The following is a 19083-nucleotide window of genomic DNA, read 5'->3' on the forward strand; positions in this document are numbered from 1 at the left end:
CGGAACTGGCAGCCCTGCTTGACCACGTGAGCCACTCCCGCCCACTAGCCACCCCAACCTGACCAACCAGCGACTAGGCGGGGGTGAAGACGACGGGCAGGCCCGTCAGGCCCCGGAACCAGACCGACTCCTCCCACCGCAGCTTGTCGGCGGGCACGGCCAGGCTCAGGTCTGGCAGCCGGTCGAGCAGCACCTCGATCGCGGTCTCGGCGATGACCTCGGCCAGTTCCTGTGCCGGGAACGGGCAGCGGTGCGTGCCGTGGCCGAACGCCAGGTGCGCCTGGTTCCCACCGGCGCCGGTTGTCTGGTCCGGGCGGATGTGCGGATCGGTATGCGCCGCCGCGATGCCGAGCACCAGCATGTCACCGGCCTGGACCTGGTAGCCCCCCATCTGGCAGGCGCGGGCGGCCCAGTACGCGCTCAGGTTCGCCAGCGGCGGGTCCTCCCAGAGGACCTCCCCCATCGCCTGCCCGACACTGCGCCGCCCGCCGGCAAGTGTCATGGCGAACCGGGTGTCGGTGAGCAGCAGCCGCAGCGTGTTGCCGATCCAGTACGCCGTCGGCTGCTGCCCGCCGCTGACCACGTACTGCATGTCCTCGACCAGCTGGTCGTCCGGCGCGGCCAGGGGGTGGTGGACCATCCGGGAGGCGACGTCGAACGTCGGCCATTCGCGCCGCTGCCGGATCAGGTCATGCATGCGGGCGAGCAGCCGCCCGTAGGCGGCCGGCGCCTCGGCCGTGTAGTCCATCAGGATGAGGAGGTCGCGCACCACGGCCGGCCCCTCCGCCAGCGGGAACCCCAGCATCCAGGCCACCACGCGCACGGGCATCTGCTGGGCGAACTGGCTCATCAGCTCCGCGTGGCCGACCGCGGCGAACTCGTCGATCAGCGCGTCGGCGATCCGCTCGCAGCGCGCCCGCAGCTCGAACTGGTTGACGGCGGCCAGCGCGTCGTGCAGCACGGTCGAGCGGCGCTCGTGCTCCTCGCCGCCCGATCGCATGACCGACTCGGTGGCGAGGATCCACTGCAGCGACCAGTCCGGCGGGATGAGGTCCAGCGCGTTCCACGGCGTGCGCCGGTCGAACAGCTCCGGGCGGGTGAGGACGTAGTGCATCTCCCGATAGCCGAGCACGAGCCAGACCGGGAGGTCGCCCTCGAGCAGCGCCGGGGCCACCGCGCCGTGCCGGGCCCGCAGCGCGCGGAAGAGCCCGGCCGCGTCCCGGTGGAACTCCTCGCCGTAGAGCCGGGCGGCGTCCACGTGCGCCGGGTAGCGGCTGGCCAAGGCGAACGCCTGCCGCTGCTCCGTGGTCAGATCGGTCATCGGGTCTCCCCTGTTCTCAAGGGCCCGTCATCAACCGAGTCTCGCCAGCCGTCGCTGGGCCGGCGGCGGACCGTTCGCGGAGGCTGCGGCGGCGCGGACGGGCCTGTGGGCGCGCCACCTCGCGGGTGTCACAGGAAGTGGTGCACGTCGGGCGGTCCGACGGCCACCGGGAGCGCATGCCGCGGCACCCGACCGTGGCCGCGGCGGCGAGTGGCTCTGGGTTCGCCCCGAGTACCTCGCCGTCGCGCCGTGGGCGCCGGTGGTCGGCCCGGTGCGAAGACCGCGCCCAGCTCGTCGTGTTCGCCTACGAACACGGGCTTACGACTCCCGGCATGCAGGCGCCCTAGGCAGGGGTAAAGACGACGGGGAGTTCGGAGAGGCCGCGGATCCACACCGACTCCCGCCAGCGCAGCTTGTCCGCCGGCACCGCGAGGGTGAGGTCCGGCAGGCGGTCGAGCAGCACCTCGATGGCCGTCTCGGCGATGACCTCCGCCAGCTCCTGCGCGGGGAACGGGCAGCGGTGCGGGCCGTGGCCGAACGACAGGTGCGCCTGGTTGCCGCCGGCGCCGGCGGACAGGTCCGGGCGGATCTGCGGGTCGGCGTTCGACGCCGCGATGCCGAGCATCACCAGGTCTCCGGGCTGGATCCGCCACGTCCCCAGCTGGGTGACGCGGACCGCGAACCGCACGCTCAGGATCTCGACCGGCGGGTCCTCCCAGAGCACCTCCCCCATCGCCTGCCCGACGCTGCGCCGCCCGCCCGCGAGCCTTGTCGCAAACCGGGCGTCCGACAGCAGCAGCCGCAGGGTGTTCCCGATCCAGTGCGCCGTTGGCTGCCCGCCGCCCAGGAGCACGATCGACAGGTCCTCGACGAGCCGGTCCTCGGTGGGCGCCAGCGGGTGATGCACCATCCGGGAGGTCAGGTCGAAGGTGGGCGCGTCGAGCCGCTCCCGCACCAGCCGCCGCAGGCCGCCCGTCATCCGGGCGTGGGCCTCCAGCGAGCCCTCCACGTGCTCCATGGTGGTCGCGAGATCGCGCACCATCCCCGGGACCTCCCGGAACGGGATGCCGAGCAGCCCGGCCAGCGCCATGCCCGGCAGCCGCAGGACGAACTGGCTCATGAGTTCCGCCTCGCCGAAGCGGGCAAACTCGTCGATCAGCTGGTCGGCGATCCGCTCGCACCGCGCCCGCAGCTCGAGCCCGTCGACGCCCGCCAGCGCGTCGTGCACGACGGCCGAGCGGGCCGCGTGCTCCTCGCCGCCCGCCGTGACCACCGAGTCGTTGCCGCCGAGAAGCCACAACTGCGGCCAGTCCGGCGGGACGAGGTCCATGGCGTTCCACCGGGAGGAGTCCCGGTCGAACAGGTCCGGCTTGGTCAGGACGTGGTGCACGTCCCGGTACCCGAGCGCGATCCACACCGGGATGTCACCGTCGAGCAGCGCCGGCGCCACCGAGCCGTGCTGGGCCCGCAGCCGGCGGAAGACCCCGGCGGCGTCCCGGTGGAACTCGTGCCCGAACAGCCGGACGGCGCCGACGTGCGCCGGGTAGCGGGTCGGCAGCGCGGCGGCCGCGGCCGTCAGGGGAGTCGCGTCCAGATCAGTCATCGGGTCTCCTGCTGTGGGCAAGCCCGTCGGGTGGTGAGGCGGGGCCGAAGCCCTGGCGTCATCACCGGCGAAAGGGGACGACGGCGCGGACGGGCCAGACGCGCCACGAGGGACAACCACGAAAGGTGCCGGCCGCAGGACGGGCAACGGCGACGACGATGCCGCCGTGCAGTGCTCCGGGCGAGGGCCATCGCGCGGCCGGGGGTCAGCCGCGGATCACGGCGTGGCTTCCTGCTCGCCCGTGGCCGGTCCTGGGGATGGGATCCCAGACGCCCGCGCCGGTCTGCGGCGTCGTTCGCCTGGGTCATGCACCTGGATCGGGCCGCGAGGCGCCCGAATCACCCCGGGCGCCCCGCCATGGCGCGGTAGGCGGCGGTGGACAGGGTGTGGACGTGGTTGACGAGCTCGATGAGCACCGACTTGCTGGACTCCCGGTGCCGGGCGTCGCAGTCGACCAGCGGCACCTCCGGGCTCAGCGAGAGCGCGTCGCGCACCTGCGCCAGCGAGTGGGTCGGCGGGCCGAAGTTGTTGCGGGCGACCACGAAGGGCACCTGCTGGTGCTCGAGGCGGTCGATCGCGTACCAGGAGTCCTGCACCCGGCGGGTGTCGACCAGGACGACCGCGCCAAGGGTGCCCGAGAACAGCCGGTCCCACAGGAACCAGAACCGTTCCTGGCCGGGCGCGCCGAACAGGTAGAGCACGAGATCGTCGTTGAGGCTGATCCGGCCGAAGTCGAACGCGACCGTGGTGGTGTTCTTGCCCCGCACGCCGACCGTGTCGTCGATGCCGACGCCGGCCTCCGTCATGACCTCCTCGGTGGACAGCGGGCGGATCTCGCTGACGGAGCGCACCATGGTCGTCTTGCCGACGCCGAACCCGCCGACAACGACGATCTTCAGGCCTTCGCGGACGGAGTCGCGCAGCGGCGCGACCGTCACCGGGACGCCCGCGCCGGGCCGCGCGGCGCCGACGGCCCCGGCCGGGGGGCGGATGGCCCCTCTAGAGGCGGCGGAGTCCAACGAGCACCTCTTTCAGCAGGTCGGGGTGGGCGTAGGGATTGCCGGGCTGCGAGCGCCGCGGGGCCGACCTGGCCGGCTGGCGGACCATGATGCGCCCGGCGTCGAGCAGGTCGCACAGCAGGATCCTGGTGACGCTCACCGGCAGCCGCAGGTGCGCGGACACCTCGACCACGGCGCGCGGAGAACGGCAGAACCGCAGGATCCTGGCGTGCTCGGACTGCATCGCCGGTGTGGGGTCGCATTCCGCGACCACGAGCGTCACGAGGTCGAAGGCGTCCGCGTCGACCCGGCTGCGTCCGCCGGTGATCGTGTAGAGCCGGTCCGGGTTCTCCCGGTCGATCTCGTCGCGGCTCACGTCGAGGCCACCACCGCGCGGGGATCACGCGCCGGCGAGCTGAGGTACTCGCCGATCTGTTCGACCAGCTCGTTCATGTTGTGACCGATCACGCCGGCGTCGGCGTCCTCATCGGCGATGACGGCGAGATGGGCGCCCTCGCCGGCCTCGACGATGAACAGGAGGCCGCCGTGGAACTCGGTCATGGACTGGCGGACCCCGCCGGTCCCGTCGCCGAACTCGATCGACGCGCCGTGGGCAAGGCTCTGGATGCCGGACGCGATGGCCGACAGCTGGTCGGCCTGGTCGACGGTGAGCCCGGCGGACCGGCACAGCTTCAGCCCGTCCCGCGACAGCACGAGCGCGTGCCGCGCACCCGGCGTGCGCTCCAGGAGGCTTTCCAGCAGCCAGTCGAGCTCGCGGTCGTTGGTCTTCATCATCAGGTTGTGGGACCTGGTCCGCGGGGGCTCCCTCGGACGGTTGATCCCTGCCTCCCATCTGGGTCCGGGAATCGGGGTCCGGCGGCGCGGTGGGCGCCGGACGGGGCCACGGGCGACCGGCTCGGCCGGCCCTGGCCGGTCAGGCCGGCGCGGCCGGCCGGGAGTGCGTGGCCTGACGGGTCACCGCCGCGGCTCCTCGCCGCTCGCGCCGCCCGCGGCCTCGTCCGCCCGCGCGGGCGGGCTCGGGTCAGCGCCGCCACCGGGGCCGCCGGCGGGGCCACCGCCGGTGTCGCCGGACCTGACCCGGGCGGCGGCCTGTTGGAAGGCGCCGAAACGGGCGCCGGGCGACACGGCGGGACGGCCGGGACGCGCCGTCCCGCCCGCGCCGGCCTCGAGTCCCGCGGGCGGGCGGTTCGAGCTGGCGAGCGTCTCCCCTCGTCCCCGCTTCGGCAGCGGCTCCGCCGGCCCGAGCCGGGCCACGGCGCCGACGCGCGCAGGCAGCACCGCCTCGTCCTCCCTACGCTCGGGCCGCTCGCCGCCGGCCGCCTCCGGGCTGGCCACACGGGGGTACGCGCCCGCGGACGGCGCGGCGACACCCGGCGGCGCGCCCTCCTGGCGCGGCTGGGTGATCAGCTGGCGCGGGATGATCACCACGACGCCGGTGCCGCCGCGCGACGACGGCCGGAACGAGACCGTCAGCCCGTGCTTACGGGCCAGCACACCGACGACCGCCAGGCCAAGACGGGTGCCGGACAGCGTGGTCAGGTCGAGCGGCTCGGTGGTGGAGACCGCCCGCTCCGCCCGGCGCAGCGCCGCCGGGCCCATGACCAGCCCGCCGTCCTCGATGGTGACGATGACGCCGGCCTGGACCTCCTCGACGTAGACGTGCACCTCCTCGGACGGCGGCGAGAAGCTGGTGGCGTTGTCCATCAGCTCGGCCAGCGCGTGCATCACGCCCTCGGCCGCGTACCCGGCGACCGCGATGGTGCTCGTCGAGTGCAGCCGCACCCGCTGGTAGGCGCTGATCCGGCCGAGCGCGCCGCGCAGGATGCTCTCCATCACGATCGGCTTGGTCCAGCGCCGCCCGGAACGGGCGCCGGTGAGCACCGCGATGGAGTCGGCGAGCCGGCCGGCCTGCGCGGTGCTGTGGTCCAGGCGCAGCAGGTCGCCGAGGACCTCCTCGCCGTGCCGCTCCTCCATCTCGCGCAGGTCCGCGAGCATGCTGGTCGCCAGCGCCTGCACCCGGCCGGCGGCGTTCGCGCACGCGGCCATGGCGGCCGCGCGCATCCGCTCGCCGCGGCCGACCTCCTCGGCGAGCGTGCGCATGATCCGCTGCTCGGACGGATCGACCGGAGCCGGCACGCTCGCCAGCGCCTCGTCGACGGAGATGCCGTCGCGCAGCTGGGTGACCACCTTCGGCAGGGTGTCCTCGGCCAGCTGCTCGATGCCGGCCGCCCGGCGCGAGGCCTGGGCGTCGAGCACCGCGAGCCGGTCGGCCAGCCGCTGGGCGCTCACCGCCTGGCGGATCGCCAGGAAGGCGATCACGGCCGCGGCGAGCAGCCCGACGACGACCGCCGCGCCGACCGACGACCGCGCCGAGGCCGGGGCGGCGACGACCGCGCAGAGGGCCGCGACCGCGACGACCAGCGTCGCGGCGAGCAGCACGTTGCGGTTCGCGCCCCGGTCCGGCGGCCCGGTGGCGGCCGCGCCGGCCGGTAGGTTGTCCGCCCGCCGGGAAGCGGACGTGGGCGGTGGGGCCATCGCGATCAGTTCCTCGTCCAGGTCGTGGTCACGGTCAATGTCGTCGTCACGGCTCCACCCGTCCCGTGCCCGGCCCGCCGGCGGGACCGGCGAGGCGGGCGGCGGGACCGGCCACGTCAAAGGGGCCGGTGAACAATCTCGCGTGATTCAACATTGCGGACGTGGGTGGCGGTGAATCCATCACGCCCGGTGGGCGCGCCAGCGCGAGCGGGGAAGTAGCCGCGGCCGACGCGGTCAACGCGGGCCGTGAATGGCGCGCGGCAGTCGCCGACGAGGGCCTCGGGCACGCGCCTCCCGGAATGCGGCGCCCATTCGGGCCACATCGCGAGGCCAATCCCGACACCACGCCGCTCCCCGATCCCCCGTCGGCCACCGATGAATCCAGTCGGCCGCGTGGGCATGGCTCAGGCGAACCGACCGCGAACCGCATGCTAGGCAGATCGCGGGAGCCGCACGCAAACAGCCGCCTTTGCGCCCGACGGCGACGGTGGCCGAGAGAGCCAGATGGGGCGACGTTGTCACAACGATGGGTGTCGCGTTTATCCGGCGGCGGGGGCGGGGCCCGCGCCCGCCCCGGATATGGCAACCTGTAATAGCGGCCCGGTTACTCTGAACATCAGGCGCCCAGGCCCAGAATCGTCACGCGACTACGGACACACGGGCGCATCCGGACATTTCGGCGCGCCGGCCGCATTGCCGGGCCACAGGCGGTCGACACCTCGGGACCTAGGTCCTGGCTTGGGACGACGCCGAGGGGACACGGACCCCACGGCCCACATACCGGCGGTCGCGGCACGGCCTCGCGGCGTCACGGCGGCGCCCGGCCGGCCCATTACCCACACGGCCAGTCGGAAAGACCCCCGCGCGCGGCGTCCGGAGTGCCTCCGATTGCGATGCGTTGCGTGGTCCGTGAGCGACGTCACATCCCGTCCCTGTCCCGCTCTGGTCTCCGCCGAGCGGGCCGGTCAGCGCCTGACCAGCCGGCCGGGCCCCCCGGGGCCGACCCGGACGGCGTCCGCCGGCGGACGCCGTCCGGGCGGGAACAACGCGAGCACCGACCCGCCGAACCCGCCGCCGACCAGCCGCGCGCCGGCGGCGCCGGCGCCGGTCAGCCGGGCCACCGTCTCCTCCACCTCCGGCACCGACACCTCGTAGAGGTCACGCAGGCTCGCGTGCGACGCGTCGAGGATCCGCCCGAGCGCGGGCAGGTCGCCGGCGCGCAGCGCGGCGACCGCCTGGTTCACCCGCTCGTTCTCGTCCAGCACATGGCGGACCCGTCGGCCCAACGGCTCGGGCAGCCGGCCAGGGGCGTCCGGGGGCGCGTCGCGCAGCGAGGCGACCCCGAGCAGCTCGCGGGCATGAGCGCACTCGGACCGGCGGGTGTTGTAGCCGGAGGCCGCGTTCGTGTGCCGCGCGCCGGAGTCCACCGTCACCAGCCGCCAGCGGCCCAGGTCCAGGCGCACGGGCTCGATGCCGGCCACCGGCCGGCCAGGGGACCCGGTGTGCCACCGGCCCGGCGGGCGCGGCACGGCGCGCCCCGCGGGCGGCCGCGCGGTCGCCCCCGGGGGGACGGGCGTGTCCGGCGTCGCCTCGGGCCCGGCCCCCAGGACGCGCATGTCCAGGCGCAGCGCGTGGCCCGGCTGGCCGAACAGCGACGCCGTCTGGTCCAGCAGCCCGGTGTGCGCACCCACCCAGGTGTTCTCCACCCGGGACAGCAGAGGGGCGAGCTCGCGCCGGTCCGGCTCGCCGTGCCCGCTGTGCGCCAGCAGCGCGAGGGCGAGGGCCACCTCCAGCGCCGCCGACGACGACAGCCCGGCGCCGCGCGGCAGCGTGCCGCTGACGGAGAGCCGGGCCGGGCGGATCGGGTAGCCCGCGGCGGTGAGCTCGGCGACGACGCCACGCGCGAACGAGCGCCAGCCTTCGGCGCGCGCCGGCTCGGCGGGGACGAAGACGTCATGCGAGCCGATGTCGACGGCGTGCACCCGTATCAGGTCGTCCGCCGCCGGCCACACCCGCACGGTGACTCCCAGCCCTATCGCGAACGGCAGGCACAGGCCGTCGTTGTAGTCCGTGTGCTCGCCGACCAGGTTGACCCGGCCTGGGGCGAACGCCGCCGCCGTCGCCGGCCCACGCCCGCGGCGGCGCGCGCCGCGACGCATCCGGGGACGCCTGGCCGGGCCCGCGGGCTCCTCGGACCCGCCAGGCCGCGCCGACTCCATCAGCCCGACCTCCGTCCGCGCGCCCGCCGGTTCACCGGTGCGCCGGCCCGCGCGGCCGTCGGCCCCGGCCGTGCCGCGCGCAAACCCATCCGTCATGTTCAGGCAACGCCTGACATCGCCGTCACGATCCAGTTGGCCGCCGCGCCGCCGGTGCCGGGCGCGCCCCGCCGCCGGCCGGAGGCCGTGGCTCCTCGTCGGCTCGTCGGCTTGTCGGCTTGTCGGCTCGTCGGCCGGAGGCCGCGGCCCGTCGTCGCGCGCCGCCGTCCGGTCGGCACGCTACCGGCACCCGCCGATCAGGCCGGTTCCTGCTCCGCCTCCCGGCCACGGCGACGCCGCCCGACGACGAGCGCGACGGCGGCGCCCAGCGCGATGCCGACCAGCACCACCGGACCCTCACGCATGAACCAGGCCGTCACCGCCGGAGCGCCGACGAACAGCGCCTCGGGATGCGGGACGGACAGGAACGCGCCGACGGCTCCCACCGCGAGAAGTGCCCGCTGGGCACGCACCCCCCTGGCCATCGCCAGGGGAATCATGCCCCAGACCAGGTACCACGGGTGCAGCACCGGTCCGAGGAACGCCAGGCACAGCAGCGCCAGCCCACAGGTGGTGGGCACGTCACGGGTCCGGATCGTGAGGAGCAGCCAGCCGATCAGCGCCGCGGCGGCCGTCATCCCGCCGGCGCGGGCCAGCCGCAGCGACTCGCTGCCCTGCAGCGCCGGGCCCGGTTCCCCGGACAGCATGGCGAGCAGGTTCGCGGCCGCGGAGACCGGCGAGTAGAGGTTGAGGCCCAGCGACGGGGCCGACGAGGCGCGCACCCAGCCGATGCCGTCCGGGACCAGCAGCAGCGACAGGGCCGCCGCCGTCACCGCGACCACCGCCAGGTCACGGCCCGCGACCGAGAGCACGCGCCGGGCGACCCCGGGCTCGCCGTCGGCGACCAGGTCGGCCCAGCGACGCACCAGTAGCACCATCAGGATCACCGCGGCCGGCCACTTGGTCAGCGCCGAGGCGGTGAGCAGCGCCAGCCCGACGGCCGTCCGCCCACGCAGCGCGGCCAGCAGACCCGCCGCGGCGAGCGCCATCATCACCGCTTCCAGGTGCACCGCGCCGATCAGCTGCAGCAGCACGACCGGACCGCCCACCCCGGCGGCCAGCGCCCATGGGCGGCTCGCCGCCGGCACCGCCCGGATCAGGCACCAGGCCAACACCGCCACGGCGATGGCGACGATGACGCGCAGCACGATCACCGAGAGCACGACATGGCCGTCGGTCAGGCTGGTCACCGCGCGGAACAGCCCCAGGCCCACCGGCCCATAGGGGGACGGCGTGTCCCGCCAGACCGGGTCGGCGGCCAGCGCCGCGGGGTGCGCGCCGAGCAGCGACGGGCCCGCGGTGTAGGGGTTCAGGCCCATGGAGGCCATCACGCCCTGGGCGACGTAGCTGTAGACGTCCAGGCTGAGGATCGGCGGCCCTACCAGCGGCGCGGCCGACCAGCTGGTGACCAGGACGGCGACGCCGCGCAGCGACAGCTGCCCCTGCTGGCTGCGCCGGCACACCCACCACCAGGCGCCGACGAGCAGCGCCGCGCCGACGAGCAGCACGGCCGGCAGCACGGACGGCTCGTTGGTCGCGACCGGGTCGAGCAGCCCGAACCACGTCGTCGGCGGCTTCACCACCGGGCCCTGCGCCAGCCGGCCGCCGGTGGCGACGACGAGGGTGGTGCCCACCGTGCCCGCGACGCCCGCGACCACCAGCCCGGTGGCGCGCCGCAGCCCGCGCCGGCGCGCCGCCGCGCTCCGCTGGGGCTCGCCGGACTCGGGGGCGGCGTCACGGGGCTCGGGGACGGCTTCCGCCGGGGCGCCGCCCGCGGACGCCAGGGCCGTGTCGTCCTCCGGGCCGCCGGGAAGGTCGTCGCGTCCGCCGGTCGCCGGCCTCTCGCTTGTCATGACGCCGTGAGCCTGCCAGCCGTGCCGCACGGCGAGTCGCCGGCCGGGAATCCGCCGGATGAACAGCCAGCGGCCATGCGCTACCTCGCGCGGCCGGTTCGGCCGGTCACGGCCGGGCGCCGTGTCCGGACGGCAGGTCGCTGGCCGGGCACGGACGGCGGTCATCCGCATGATCACAGCGACGGCCGCCACGAACAGGAATTGGGCTTCCGGAGTTTCGCCTACCCTACGTACGGAGCTCCCCACGCCAGCTGGGCGCCTTCCAAGGTCCCAGGAGCGCGGCGCGGAGTCCGGCACGCCCGACGGAGAACGGAGGCACGGTGACGACGACGGCCTCGACCGCCACGGAGACCTCAGGGCTCCCGTCCTCCAGGAACCCTCTTCCCTTCAGCCGTCCGCCCTCCGACTCCCCGGACAGCCCTCGTCCCACGGAGATCAACCCCGCCGAGTCCGACGTCGCCGAGTCCGACACGGCCGGGTTCGACACCGCCAGGTTCGACACCGCCAGGTTCGACGCACGGGACTACCTGCCAGGCGCTGGCGCCTTCCTCGCCGGGTTCGCCAACGTCGTCATGCAGCTGAGCTGGGCACCCATCGGCCACGGCGTGGTGGAGAGCCGGGTGACGGGCGGGCAGCTGACCCGTCATCCGTACAAGCGGACGCGCACGACGTTCACCTACATCGCCGTGGCCATGCTGGGCACCGACGAGGAGCGGGCGCGCTACCGGGCCGCGGTGACCGCCGCGCACCGGCGGGTCCAGTCCACCGCCGCGAGCCCCGTCCGCTACCACGCGATGCGGCCGGACCTGCAGCTGTGGGTCGCGGCCTGCATGTACTGGGGAGCGGCCGACGTCTACACCCGGCTGTACGGGCCGATGGAGCCGACGGCCGCGGACGCCTTCTACCGGCACGCCGCCCGGTTCGGCACGACGCTGCAGGTGCGCCCTGAGATGTGGCCAGCGGACCGGGCCGCGTTCGACCTGTACTGGGAGGCGGCGCTGGAGCGGGTCGCGGTCGACCCGACCGTGCGCGCCTACCTGCACGACCTGGTGACCCGCCGCTCGCTGCGCTTCCCGTTCCACCTGGGCCCGGCCGGCCCGCTGGTGTTCGTGACGACCGGGTTCCTGCCCCCGCGGTTTCGCGAGGAGCTGGGGCTGGCCTGGTCGGCGGCCGACCAGGCGCGGTTCGACCGGCTGCTGCGCCGGACCGGCTCTGCTCTGCGCCGCCTGCCCCGGTGGGCGCGGCTCTTTCCTTACAACCTGGTGCTCGCGGACATGCGCCTGCGCCGCCGGCTGGGCCAGCGGCTGGTCTGACCTCCCCAGCCGCTGGCCCTACCCGCGCTCAGCCGACTACCTGAGCTCAGCCCACTACCGCGCTCAGCCGACCAACCTCGCTCAGCCGACGTGGACGGGGGCGCCGGTCGCGGCCACGTCCGACTTCTTCGCCCTGACCAGGATGAGGACGACGACCAGCGCGACCGCCATGAGCCCCGCGCTCCAGGCGAACGAGACGGTGTAGCCCTCGATCTGGGACTGTGCCTCGGCGGCGGGGCCGAAGCCGTGGTCGCCCAGGTAGTTCGTCACGACCGTCGCGTACACGGTGTTGAGCAGCGCGATGCCCAGCGAGCCGCCCACCTGCTGGGTGGTGTTCGCCAGCGCGCTCGCGACACCGGCGTCGTGCTCCGCCACGCCGATCAGCGACACGCTCGACATCGGCACGAACGCCAGGCCCATGCCAAAGCTGATCAGGATCTCCGCCGGCAGGACGTGCGAGGCATAGCCGGTGTCCAGCCCGACCTGGGTGAGCAGCAGCAGGCCGACCACGGCGAGCGCGCTGCCGACGACCATGAGCAGCTTCGGGCCGAAACGCGGCAGCAGCTGGCTCGCCATCCCCGCACCGACCACGATCCCCGCGCTGAACGGCAGGAAGGCGAACCCGCTGCGCAGCGCGCTGTAGTGCAGCGTCTGCTGGAAGTAGAACGTCATGAACAGGAACATCGCCAGCAGGGCCGCGCCGAAGAACAACGAGGAGAGGAACGCGCCGCCGCGGTTGCGATCGAGCACCACGCGCATCGGCAGCAGCGGCGCCTTCGTGCGCAGCTCGATCACGACGAACGCCACGACCAGCACCACCGCCGCCACCAGCAGCGAGACGGTGACGGGAGCGCCCCAGCCGTCGTCGGCCGCCCGGGTGAACCCGTACACCAGGGCGACCAGACCGAGGGTGATCGTTGCCGCGCCCGGGATGTCGTAGCTCGGCTTGCCCTCGGCGCGGCTCTCGCGCACGACCGAGATCGCGGCGACCGCCGTGACCAGCGCGATCGGCACGTTGACGAACAGGCACCAGCGCCAGGACGCGTACTCCGTGAGCAGGCCGCCGACGATCAGGCCGATCGCGGCGCCGCCGCCGGAGATGCCGCCGTAGACGCCGAACGCGCGGGCGCGCTCCTTGCCGTCGGTGAACGTGACCGTGATGAGCGAGAGCGCGGCCGGCGCGAGCACCGCGGCGCAGGCGCCCTGCAGCGCGCGGGCGGCGAACAGCCCCTCGGCGTTCGGGGTGAACCCGCCGAGCGCCGAGGCGCCGGCGAAGCCGACCAGGCCCCAGATGAACGCCCGCTTGCGCCCGGCGAAGTCGGCGATCCGCCCACCGAGAAGCAGCAGACCGCCGAAGGCGAGCGTGTAGGCGGTCATGACCCACTGCCGGTCGGCGGTGGAGATGTCCAGCGCGGCCTGCGCGTGCGGGAGCGCGAGCGTCACGATCGAGCCGTCGAGCACGACCATGAGCTGGGCGACGGCGATGACGGCGAGCGCGAGCCAGCGGCGCGGGTCGGGCTCGGTGTCCGTCCCGTGTGCCCGCGCCTCGCCGGTCGATGGCGGCGCGGTGGCCGCCCCGGACTGGGCCGGAATCATCGCCGCGGCGCTCCCCTGGTCGCCAGCGTCGTCCGACGGTGTGACGTCGGTGGTTGTGGTCACTGTGTCTCCGTGTCTTCGTCTCTGGGGAGGCTCCGGAGGCGCGCGGAAGAGCTTCGTCGCGTCTTCTCGGCCGGGGCGGGGGCTCTCGCGGATCGGGACCTCGACCCGCGGGCGACCCGTTGGGGCCGTCTCGGCCGCGGGCCCGCGGCCGCGCGGCGTACCCGCGGCCGTGGCCCGTGGCGTCTCGGGCTGGCGCGCGCGTCAGCCGGCCGGCGCGCGACACCGAGTCCTGGAATGCCGCCGTGGACATCGGGGGTTGTCAATGGTCGGAGGCGGACGCCGGGTCATGGGCCGCCGACCGCCGTCGGGTCAGGGAGGCAGTTAGTTCACCTCCAGATAGTACGGCATCGAACTGAAGTGGCATCGAACTACCGTGATCAACTACACTCATGTCATGAACGGCCGCACCCACGGCGCCGCCCCGGCCCCCCACACGGACGACGTCCCTGACAGCGGCGACGCGCTGACCATTGGGGGCGCGGCCGTCGGCGCCGTGGCTGGCGACGACATGGCCACCCCGGACGACGAGCCGCAGCTCACCGACTTCTGCCTGGTCCCGACGGGCACCGCGTCCGAAGACGGACCGGATCCGGTCGACGAGCTCATCGAGGGCTGGCGCCGGGAACGCCCGGATATCGACCTCGGTGCCCTCAGCTGCTTCGCCCGGATGAAGTGGCTGACCAAGAACCTCGCGACGACCGGCGAGCAGGTGCTCCGCCGACACGGTCTGAACCCCGGCGAGTTCGACGTGCTCGCGGCGCTGCGCCGCTCCGGGCCGCTGTGCACGCTCATCCCGTCACAGCTGTCGGCGCTGCTGATGATGTCACGCGCCGGCATCACCAACCGGCTGGACCGGCTGGAGGCCTCAGGCCTGGTCGAGCGCACCCTCGACCCCGCCGACCGGCGCAGCTTCCGCATCCGGCTCACCGACAAGGGCCGCGCCGTCATCGACGCCGCGATCACCGAACACGCCCAGATCATCAACCGGTTCAGCGCCGTGCTGACCGCCGAGCAGCGCGCCAGCCTCGACGACATGTTGCGGACGCTGCTGCGCGCCTTCCCGTAGGGTGCCGCGCATGGGCGAGCGACTGGACGGCACGGTGGCGCTGGTGACCGGCGCGAGCAGCGGCATCGGCGAGGCGGCGGCCCGCGAGCTCGCGCGCCAGGGGGCCGCCGTGGCGCTCGTGGCCCGGCGCAAGGACCGGCTCGACGCGCTCGCCGCCGAGATCACCGCCGCCGGCGCCGCGGCCATCACGGTCGAGGCCGACGTCACCGACCAGGCGCTGGCGGTCGCCGCCGTCGAGCGGACCGTCGCCGAGCTCGGCCGGCTCGACACGGTGGTCAACAACGCCGGCGTGATGCTGCTCGGCCCCATCCTCGGCGCGCCCACCGAGGAATGGGACCGGATGGTCCGGCTGAACGTGCAGGGCCTGCTCTACGTCGCCCACGCCGCGCTGCCCCACCTGGTCGAGGCCGCCGCCGGCGAGCCGCGGCGGGTCGCCGACCTGGTCAACATCAGCTCGGTGGCCGGCCGGCGGGCGGCGGCGTTCTCCGGGGTCTACAACCTGACCAAGCACGGGGTGAACGCCTTCACCGAATCACTGCGTCAGGAGGTCACCGAGCGCCACGTGCGGATCTCGGTCGTCGAGCCGGGCGCCGTCGAGACGGAGCTCGCCGACCACCTGCGCCCGGAGATCCGCGAGGTGTCGCGGCAGCGGTTCGCGAACGTGGAGATGCTGCACGCCCAGGACATCGCCGACGCGATCGCCTACATCGTCACCCGCCCGCGCCGCGCGGCCATCAACGAGATCCTCATCCGCCCCACCAACCAGCCCGGCCCCTGAGACGGTCCACCGGACGTCCAGAAGAAGCCGCCGGTAGGGACTCCCCCCGTCGCCCCGCCCACCAGGCCGGGCGACCGTCAGCGTCGTTGATCAGCCCATTATTCTCTCCAGGTATATACGCGAAGTATACTCTGAGGGTATTCTCCCTTCATGAGCGTTCCCCTGACTCTGCTCGGCCTGCTGGAGCGGGAGCCGAGCCACGGCTATGACCTCAAGCGGGACTACGACGCCTTCTTCAGCCGCGGCAAGCCGCTGCCCTACGGCCAGGTCTACGGCACCCTCGGCCGGCTGGCGCGGGACGGAAAGATCATCGCCGGGGAGAGCGAGCCCGGCGACGGACCGGAGCGCAAGCGCTACGTCATCACCGAGGCGGGCGTGACGGAGTTCGAGTCCTGGCTCGACGAGCCGGTGGCGCCCGAGCCCAACCTGCAGACGGTGCTGTTCACCAAGATCGTGCTGGCGCTGATGCTCGGCCGGGACGCCCAGCGCTACCTCGACGCCCAGCGCGCCGCCCACCTGCGGCGCATGCGCGAGCTGACCGACCTGCGCCGCGCCGGCCCGCTCGTCGACACCCTGCTCGCCGACCACGGCCTGTTCCACCTGGAGGCCGACCTGCGCTGGATCGACCAGACGACCGCCCGCCTGGACGCCCTCGCCGAGGCGGTGCGCCGATGACGACGGCCCTGATCGAGGCCCGCGACCTCAAGCTCGCCTTCGGCGAGACCCCCGCCCTGCGCGGCGCCAGCCTGTCCGCCGGGGCCGGCGAGGTGCTCGCCATCACGGGCCCGAGCGGCTCAGGCAAGTCCACCCTGCTGCACTGCCTCGCCGGCATCCTCACGCCCGACTCCGGCGAGGTGCGCTTCGACGGCCGCCGCGTCGACCTGCTGAACGAGGAGCGGCGCAGCGTGCTGCGCCGCGACACGTTCGGCTTCGTCTTCCAGTTCGGCCAGCTCGTCCCCGAGCTGACCGCCGAGGAGAACGTCGCCCTGCCGCTGCTGCTCGGCGGCACCCGCCGGACGGCCGCGCTCGCCGAGGCCCGGCCCTGGTTCGCCCGGCTCGGCCTGGACGGGCTGGAGCGGCGCCGCTCCGGGGAGCTGTCGGGCGGTCAGGCCCAGCGCGTCGCGCTCGCCCGCGGCCTGGTGACCCGTCCCAGGGTGCTGTTCGCCGACGAGCCCACGGGCGCGCTGGACTCGCTCGCCGGCGAGCAGGTGATGGAGCTGATGGTGGACGCGGCCCGCGAGCAGGGCACGACCGTCATCCTGGTCACCCACGAGCCGCGGGTCGCGGCCTACGCCGACGGCCAGACCATCGTCCGCGACGGCAGGACGAGCACACTCGTGCCCGCCAGGACCGCCCCGTGATCCCGTTCGCGCTCCGGCTCGCCGCCAGCGGCGGCCGGGAGGCGCTCGCCCGGCTCGCCATGATCGCCGCCGCCGTCGCCCTCGGGGTCGGCCTGCTGCTGTCCACGCTCGCCAGCCTGGGCGCCGTCGACCGGTCGAACGAGCGGCAGCTGTGGCTCAACACCGGCGCCGCCAGCAGGACCGAGACGGCGGCGGTGGACCCGCTCTGGTGGTGGGCCCACAGCGACTACCACGCCGGCCGGCAGATCCTCCAGGTGGACGTCGCCGCGACCGGTCCGACCGCCCCCGTCCCGCCTGGTCTCGACCGGCTTCCGGCCCCCGGCGAGTACGTCGTCTCGCCAGCCCTCGCCGAACTGCTGCGCGCGACCCCGGCCACCCAGCTGGCCGACCGCCTCCCCGGCCGGCTCGCCGGCACGATCGGCGACGACGCGCTCGCGTCGCCCGACGCGCTGATCGCCGTGATCGGCCGGACGCCGGCCGAGATCAGCGACGCGCCAGGGGCGCGGGCCGTCACCACCGTCGCCGACGCGCTGCCGCCCGTCTGCGGCAGCGACTGCCCGGGCAGCGGCGTGCGCGGGGATGCCATGACGCTGCTGCTCGCGGTGGCGGCCGGCGCGATGATCTTCCCGGTCGCGATCTTCATCGGCACCGCGACCCAGCTGTCCGCCGCCACGCGGGAACAGCGGTACGCCGCGATGCGACTGGTCGGCGCCACTCCCCGGCAGGTCTCGGTGATCTCGGCGGTCGAGTCCAGCCTGGCGGCGGTCGCCGGCACGGCCCTCGGCTTCGCGCTCTTCTTCGCGCTGCGCCCACTGGTGGCGACGGTCCCGTTCACCGGCGACCGCTTCTTCGCCGCCGACCTGACCTTCACCGCCACTCAGGCGGTGATGGTGGCCCTGGGCGTTCCGGTCGCGGCGGCCGTCGCGGCCCGGCTCGCCCTGCGCCGGCTGATCATCTCCCCGCTGGGCGTGGCCCGCCGGGTGACCCCGCGCCCGCCATCGGCCTGGCGGCTGGCCCCGCTGCTGGCCGGCCTCGGCGAGCTCGCCCTCTTCCTCGGCCACCGCCCGGCGACCAGCGGCGGCCAGCTGGCGGCCTACCTCCCGGGATTCCTGCTGGTGATGGCGGGCCTGGTGATCGCGGGTCCGTGGCTCACCATGGCCGCCGCTCGCGCGGTCGCCCGCCGCACCAACCGCCCTGCCACCCTGATCGCGGTGCGCCGGCTCGCGGACGACCCCAAGGCCGGGTTCCGCTCGGTCAGCGGCCTGGTGCTGGCTCTCTTCGTCGTGACGGCGACGGTCAGCATCATCGGCGCCATCAACGCGAACCGTGGGACGCTTGGCGGCGACGAGCAGACCCGGACCGCGGTGGCGGTCGGCGGGTTCCCCGAGGAGCCGCCGCTGGCCGACGCGGTACCGGATCAGCTCCTCGCGGACCTGCGCGCCGTCGAGGGCTTCCGCGGCCTCACGGTGGTCCACGCCGACACCGACGAGAGCGCCAGGGATCCGGCGGATCCCGTGGATTTCCCGCCGCCTGGCCTCGTGCTCTGCTCCGATCTGGCGCGGGTTCCGGTGGCGGGTCACTGCTCGGCCGGGGCGAGCGTCGCGGCCGTCTGGGCGCACCACTTCCTCAGCCTCCGGTCGAACGAGGACGTGGAGTGGCCCGCCGCCGCGATCAGCCCGGAGGAGGTCGGCGGCCTGCCCGTGCAACTGCTCTACGTGACCACCGACGGGTCGACGGCGGCGATGGAGCAGACCCGCACGCTGCTCACCACCGCCTACCCGCGCTTCCAGGCCCGGACGGTCGACGACTGGGCCTCCGACCAGCAGCGGACGCTGGCCGGCTGGCGGCAGCTGGCCAACGTGGTGCTGCTGGCCACCCTGCCGATCGCCGGCTGCGGCCTCGCGGTGAGCGTGGTCGCCGGGCTGTCCGACCGCCGCCGGCCGTTCGCGATGCTGCGGCTGGCCGGCGCCCCGCTGCCGATGCTGCGGCGCGTGATCGGGCTGGAGAGCGTCCTGCCGCTGCTCGCGGTGGCCGTGATCTCGATCGGGGCGGCCTTCGCCGCGTCGGCCATGTTCCTGCGATCGCAGCTGCGCTACGACCTGGTGTCGCCGGGCGCGACCTACTACGCGCTCGTCGGCCTCGGTCTGGCCGCCTCCCTCGGGATCATCGCGTCGACCCTGCCCCTGCTCCGCCGGATCACCGGCCCCGACGCCGCCCGCAACGGCTGAGGCCGTCGAACGCCGCCAGCCCCCGGCGGCCG

General features: G+C 74.4%; 15 protein-coding genes. 6 read left to right on the forward strand and 9 right to left on the reverse strand.

Translation table 11 applies throughout. From position 1 onward, the window contains the following. Window positions 1-73 precede the first annotated feature (73 nt). The 8 genes from I6A81_RS28190 to mptB all read right to left on the reverse strand — a co-directional run bounded on the left by I6A81_RS28190 (window position 74) and on the right by mptB (window position 10646). Window positions 74-1321: a cytochrome P450 gene (locus I6A81_RS28190; protein WP_203000374.1), complete on the reverse strand. Its 1248-nt coding sequence runs from the start codon at window positions 1319-1321 to the stop codon at window positions 74-76. A gap of 343 nt (window positions 1322-1664) precedes the next feature. Next, complete coding sequence (locus I6A81_RS28195; protein WP_203000373.1) at window positions 1665-2924, reverse strand: cytochrome P450 family protein; 1260 nt, start codon at window positions 2922-2924, stop codon at window positions 1665-1667. A gap of 338 nt (window positions 2925-3262) precedes the next feature. Then, entirely contained in the window at window positions 3263-3943 is a 681-nt protein-coding gene (locus tag I6A81_RS28200; protein WP_203000372.1) for a GTP-binding protein, read from the reverse strand. Next, window positions 3924-4298, reverse strand: coding sequence for a DUF742 domain-containing protein (locus I6A81_RS28205; RefSeq protein ID WP_203000371.1), 375 nt, complete (start codon window positions 4296-4298; stop codon window positions 3924-3926). Before I6A81_RS28205 ends, I6A81_RS28200 begins: the two co-directional genes overlap by 20 nt. Then, window positions 4295-4717 (reverse strand): roadblock/LC7 domain-containing protein, encoded by a 423-nt coding sequence (locus I6A81_RS28210; RefSeq protein WP_407661398.1) that lies wholly within the window; start codon window positions 4715-4717, stop codon window positions 4295-4297. The genes I6A81_RS28205 and I6A81_RS28210 overlap by 4 nt, the downstream gene beginning before the upstream one ends. A 180-nt stretch (window positions 4718-4897) precedes the next feature. Continuing rightward, window positions 4898-6478 carry an ATP-binding protein gene (locus I6A81_RS28215; protein ID WP_203000386.1) on the reverse strand — a complete coding sequence of 527 codons (1581 nt, stop codon included), beginning with the start codon at window positions 6476-6478 and terminating at the stop codon, window positions 4898-4900. Between the two features lie 965 nt (window positions 6479-7443). Next, window positions 7444-8793: a galactokinase gene (locus tag I6A81_RS28220; RefSeq protein WP_203000370.1), complete on the reverse strand. Its 1350-nt coding sequence runs from the start codon at window positions 8791-8793 to the stop codon at window positions 7444-7446. Window positions 8794-8990: 197 nt separating this feature from the next. Next, entirely contained in the window at window positions 8991-10646 is a 1656-nt protein-coding gene (gene mptB, locus I6A81_RS28225) for a polyprenol phosphomannose-dependent alpha 1,6 mannosyltransferase MptB (protein WP_203000368.1), read from the reverse strand. Window positions 10647-10966: 320 nt separating this feature from the next. Between mptB and I6A81_RS28230 the strand changes: the two genes are divergently transcribed. Then, window positions 10967-11959: an oxygenase MpaB family protein gene (locus I6A81_RS28230; RefSeq protein ID WP_307874973.1), complete on the forward strand. Its 993-nt coding sequence runs from the start codon at window positions 10967-10969 to the stop codon at window positions 11957-11959. 81 nt (window positions 11960-12040) lie between these two features. Here the strand turns inward: I6A81_RS28230 and I6A81_RS28235 are convergent, their stop codons facing one another. After that, window positions 12041-13618: an MFS transporter gene (locus I6A81_RS28235; RefSeq protein WP_307874974.1), complete on the reverse strand. Its 1578-nt coding sequence runs from the start codon at window positions 13616-13618 to the stop codon at window positions 12041-12043. Between the two features lie 394 nt (window positions 13619-14012). Between I6A81_RS28235 and I6A81_RS28240 the strand changes: the two genes are divergently transcribed. The 5 genes from I6A81_RS28240 (at window position 14013) to I6A81_RS28260 (ending at window position 19051) form a co-directional block, all read left to right on the forward strand. Next, window positions 14013-14684, forward strand: a complete 672-nt coding sequence (locus I6A81_RS28240; RefSeq protein WP_203000367.1) for a MarR family winged helix-turn-helix transcriptional regulator — start codon at window positions 14013-14015, stop codon at window positions 14682-14684. A 10-nt stretch (window positions 14685-14694) separates the two neighbouring features. Next, window positions 14695-15462, forward strand: coding sequence for an SDR family NAD(P)-dependent oxidoreductase (locus I6A81_RS28245; protein ID WP_203000366.1), 768 nt, complete (start codon window positions 14695-14697; stop codon window positions 15460-15462). 150 nt (window positions 15463-15612) lie between these two features. Then, on the forward strand, window positions 15613-16137 hold the full coding sequence (locus I6A81_RS28250; protein WP_203000365.1) for a PadR family transcriptional regulator: 525 nt from the start codon (window positions 15613-15615) through the stop codon (window positions 16135-16137). Next, a complete protein-coding gene (locus tag I6A81_RS28255; protein WP_203000364.1) occupies window positions 16134-16823 on the forward strand; it encodes an ABC transporter ATP-binding protein in 690 nt (229 codons plus the stop codon). Before I6A81_RS28250 ends, I6A81_RS28255 begins: the two co-directional genes overlap by 4 nt. Then, window positions 16820-19051 carry an ABC transporter permease gene (locus tag I6A81_RS28260; protein WP_203000363.1) on the forward strand — a complete coding sequence of 744 codons (2232 nt, stop codon included), beginning with the start codon at window positions 16820-16822 and terminating at the stop codon, window positions 19049-19051. The genes I6A81_RS28255 and I6A81_RS28260 overlap by 4 nt, the downstream gene beginning before the upstream one ends. The last annotated feature ends 32 nt before the right edge of the window (window positions 19052-19083 follow it).

Source organism: Frankia nepalensis, assembly GCF_016786325.1.
Taxonomy (GTDB): Bacteria; Actinomycetota; Actinomycetes; order Frankiales; family Frankiaceae; genus Pseudofrankia; species Pseudofrankia nepalensis.

Bases quoted from the DNA above. Each gene is read 5' to 3' on its own strand.
- I6A81_RS28210 (WP_407661398.1), bottom strand. From the start codon at position 4,717: ATGATGAAGACCAACGACCGCGAGCTCGACTGGCTGCTGGAAAGCCTC.
- I6A81_RS28250 (WP_203000365.1), top strand. From the start codon at position 15,613: ATGAGCGTTCCCCTGACTCTGCTCGGCCTGCTGGAGCGGGAGCCGAGC.
- I6A81_RS28240 (WP_203000367.1), top strand. From the start codon at position 14,013: ATGAACGGCCGCACCCACGGCGCCGCCCCGGCCCCCCACACGGACGAC.
- I6A81_RS28195 (WP_203000373.1), bottom strand. From the start codon at position 2,924: ATGACTGATCTGGACGCGACTCCCCTGACGGCCGCGGCCGCCGCGCTG.
- I6A81_RS28255 (WP_203000364.1), top strand. From the start codon at position 16,134: ATGACGACGGCCCTGATCGAGGCCCGCGACCTCAAGCTCGCCTTCGGC.
- I6A81_RS28220 (WP_203000370.1), bottom strand. From the start codon at position 8,793: ATGACGGATGGGTTTGCGCGCGGCACGGCCGGGGCCGACGGCCGCGCG.
- mptB (WP_203000368.1), bottom strand. From the start codon at position 10,646: ATGACAAGCGAGAGGCCGGCGACCGGCGGACGCGACGACCTTCCCGGC.
- I6A81_RS28245 (WP_203000366.1), top strand. From the start codon at position 14,695: ATGGGCGAGCGACTGGACGGCACGGTGGCGCTGGTGACCGGCGCGAGC.
- I6A81_RS28190 (WP_203000374.1), bottom strand. From the start codon at position 1,321: ATGACCGATCTGACCACGGAGCAGCGGCAGGCGTTCGCCTTGGCCAGC.
- I6A81_RS28215 (WP_203000386.1), bottom strand. From the start codon at position 6,478: ATGGCCCCACCGCCCACGTCCGCTTCCCGGCGGGCGGACAACCTACCG.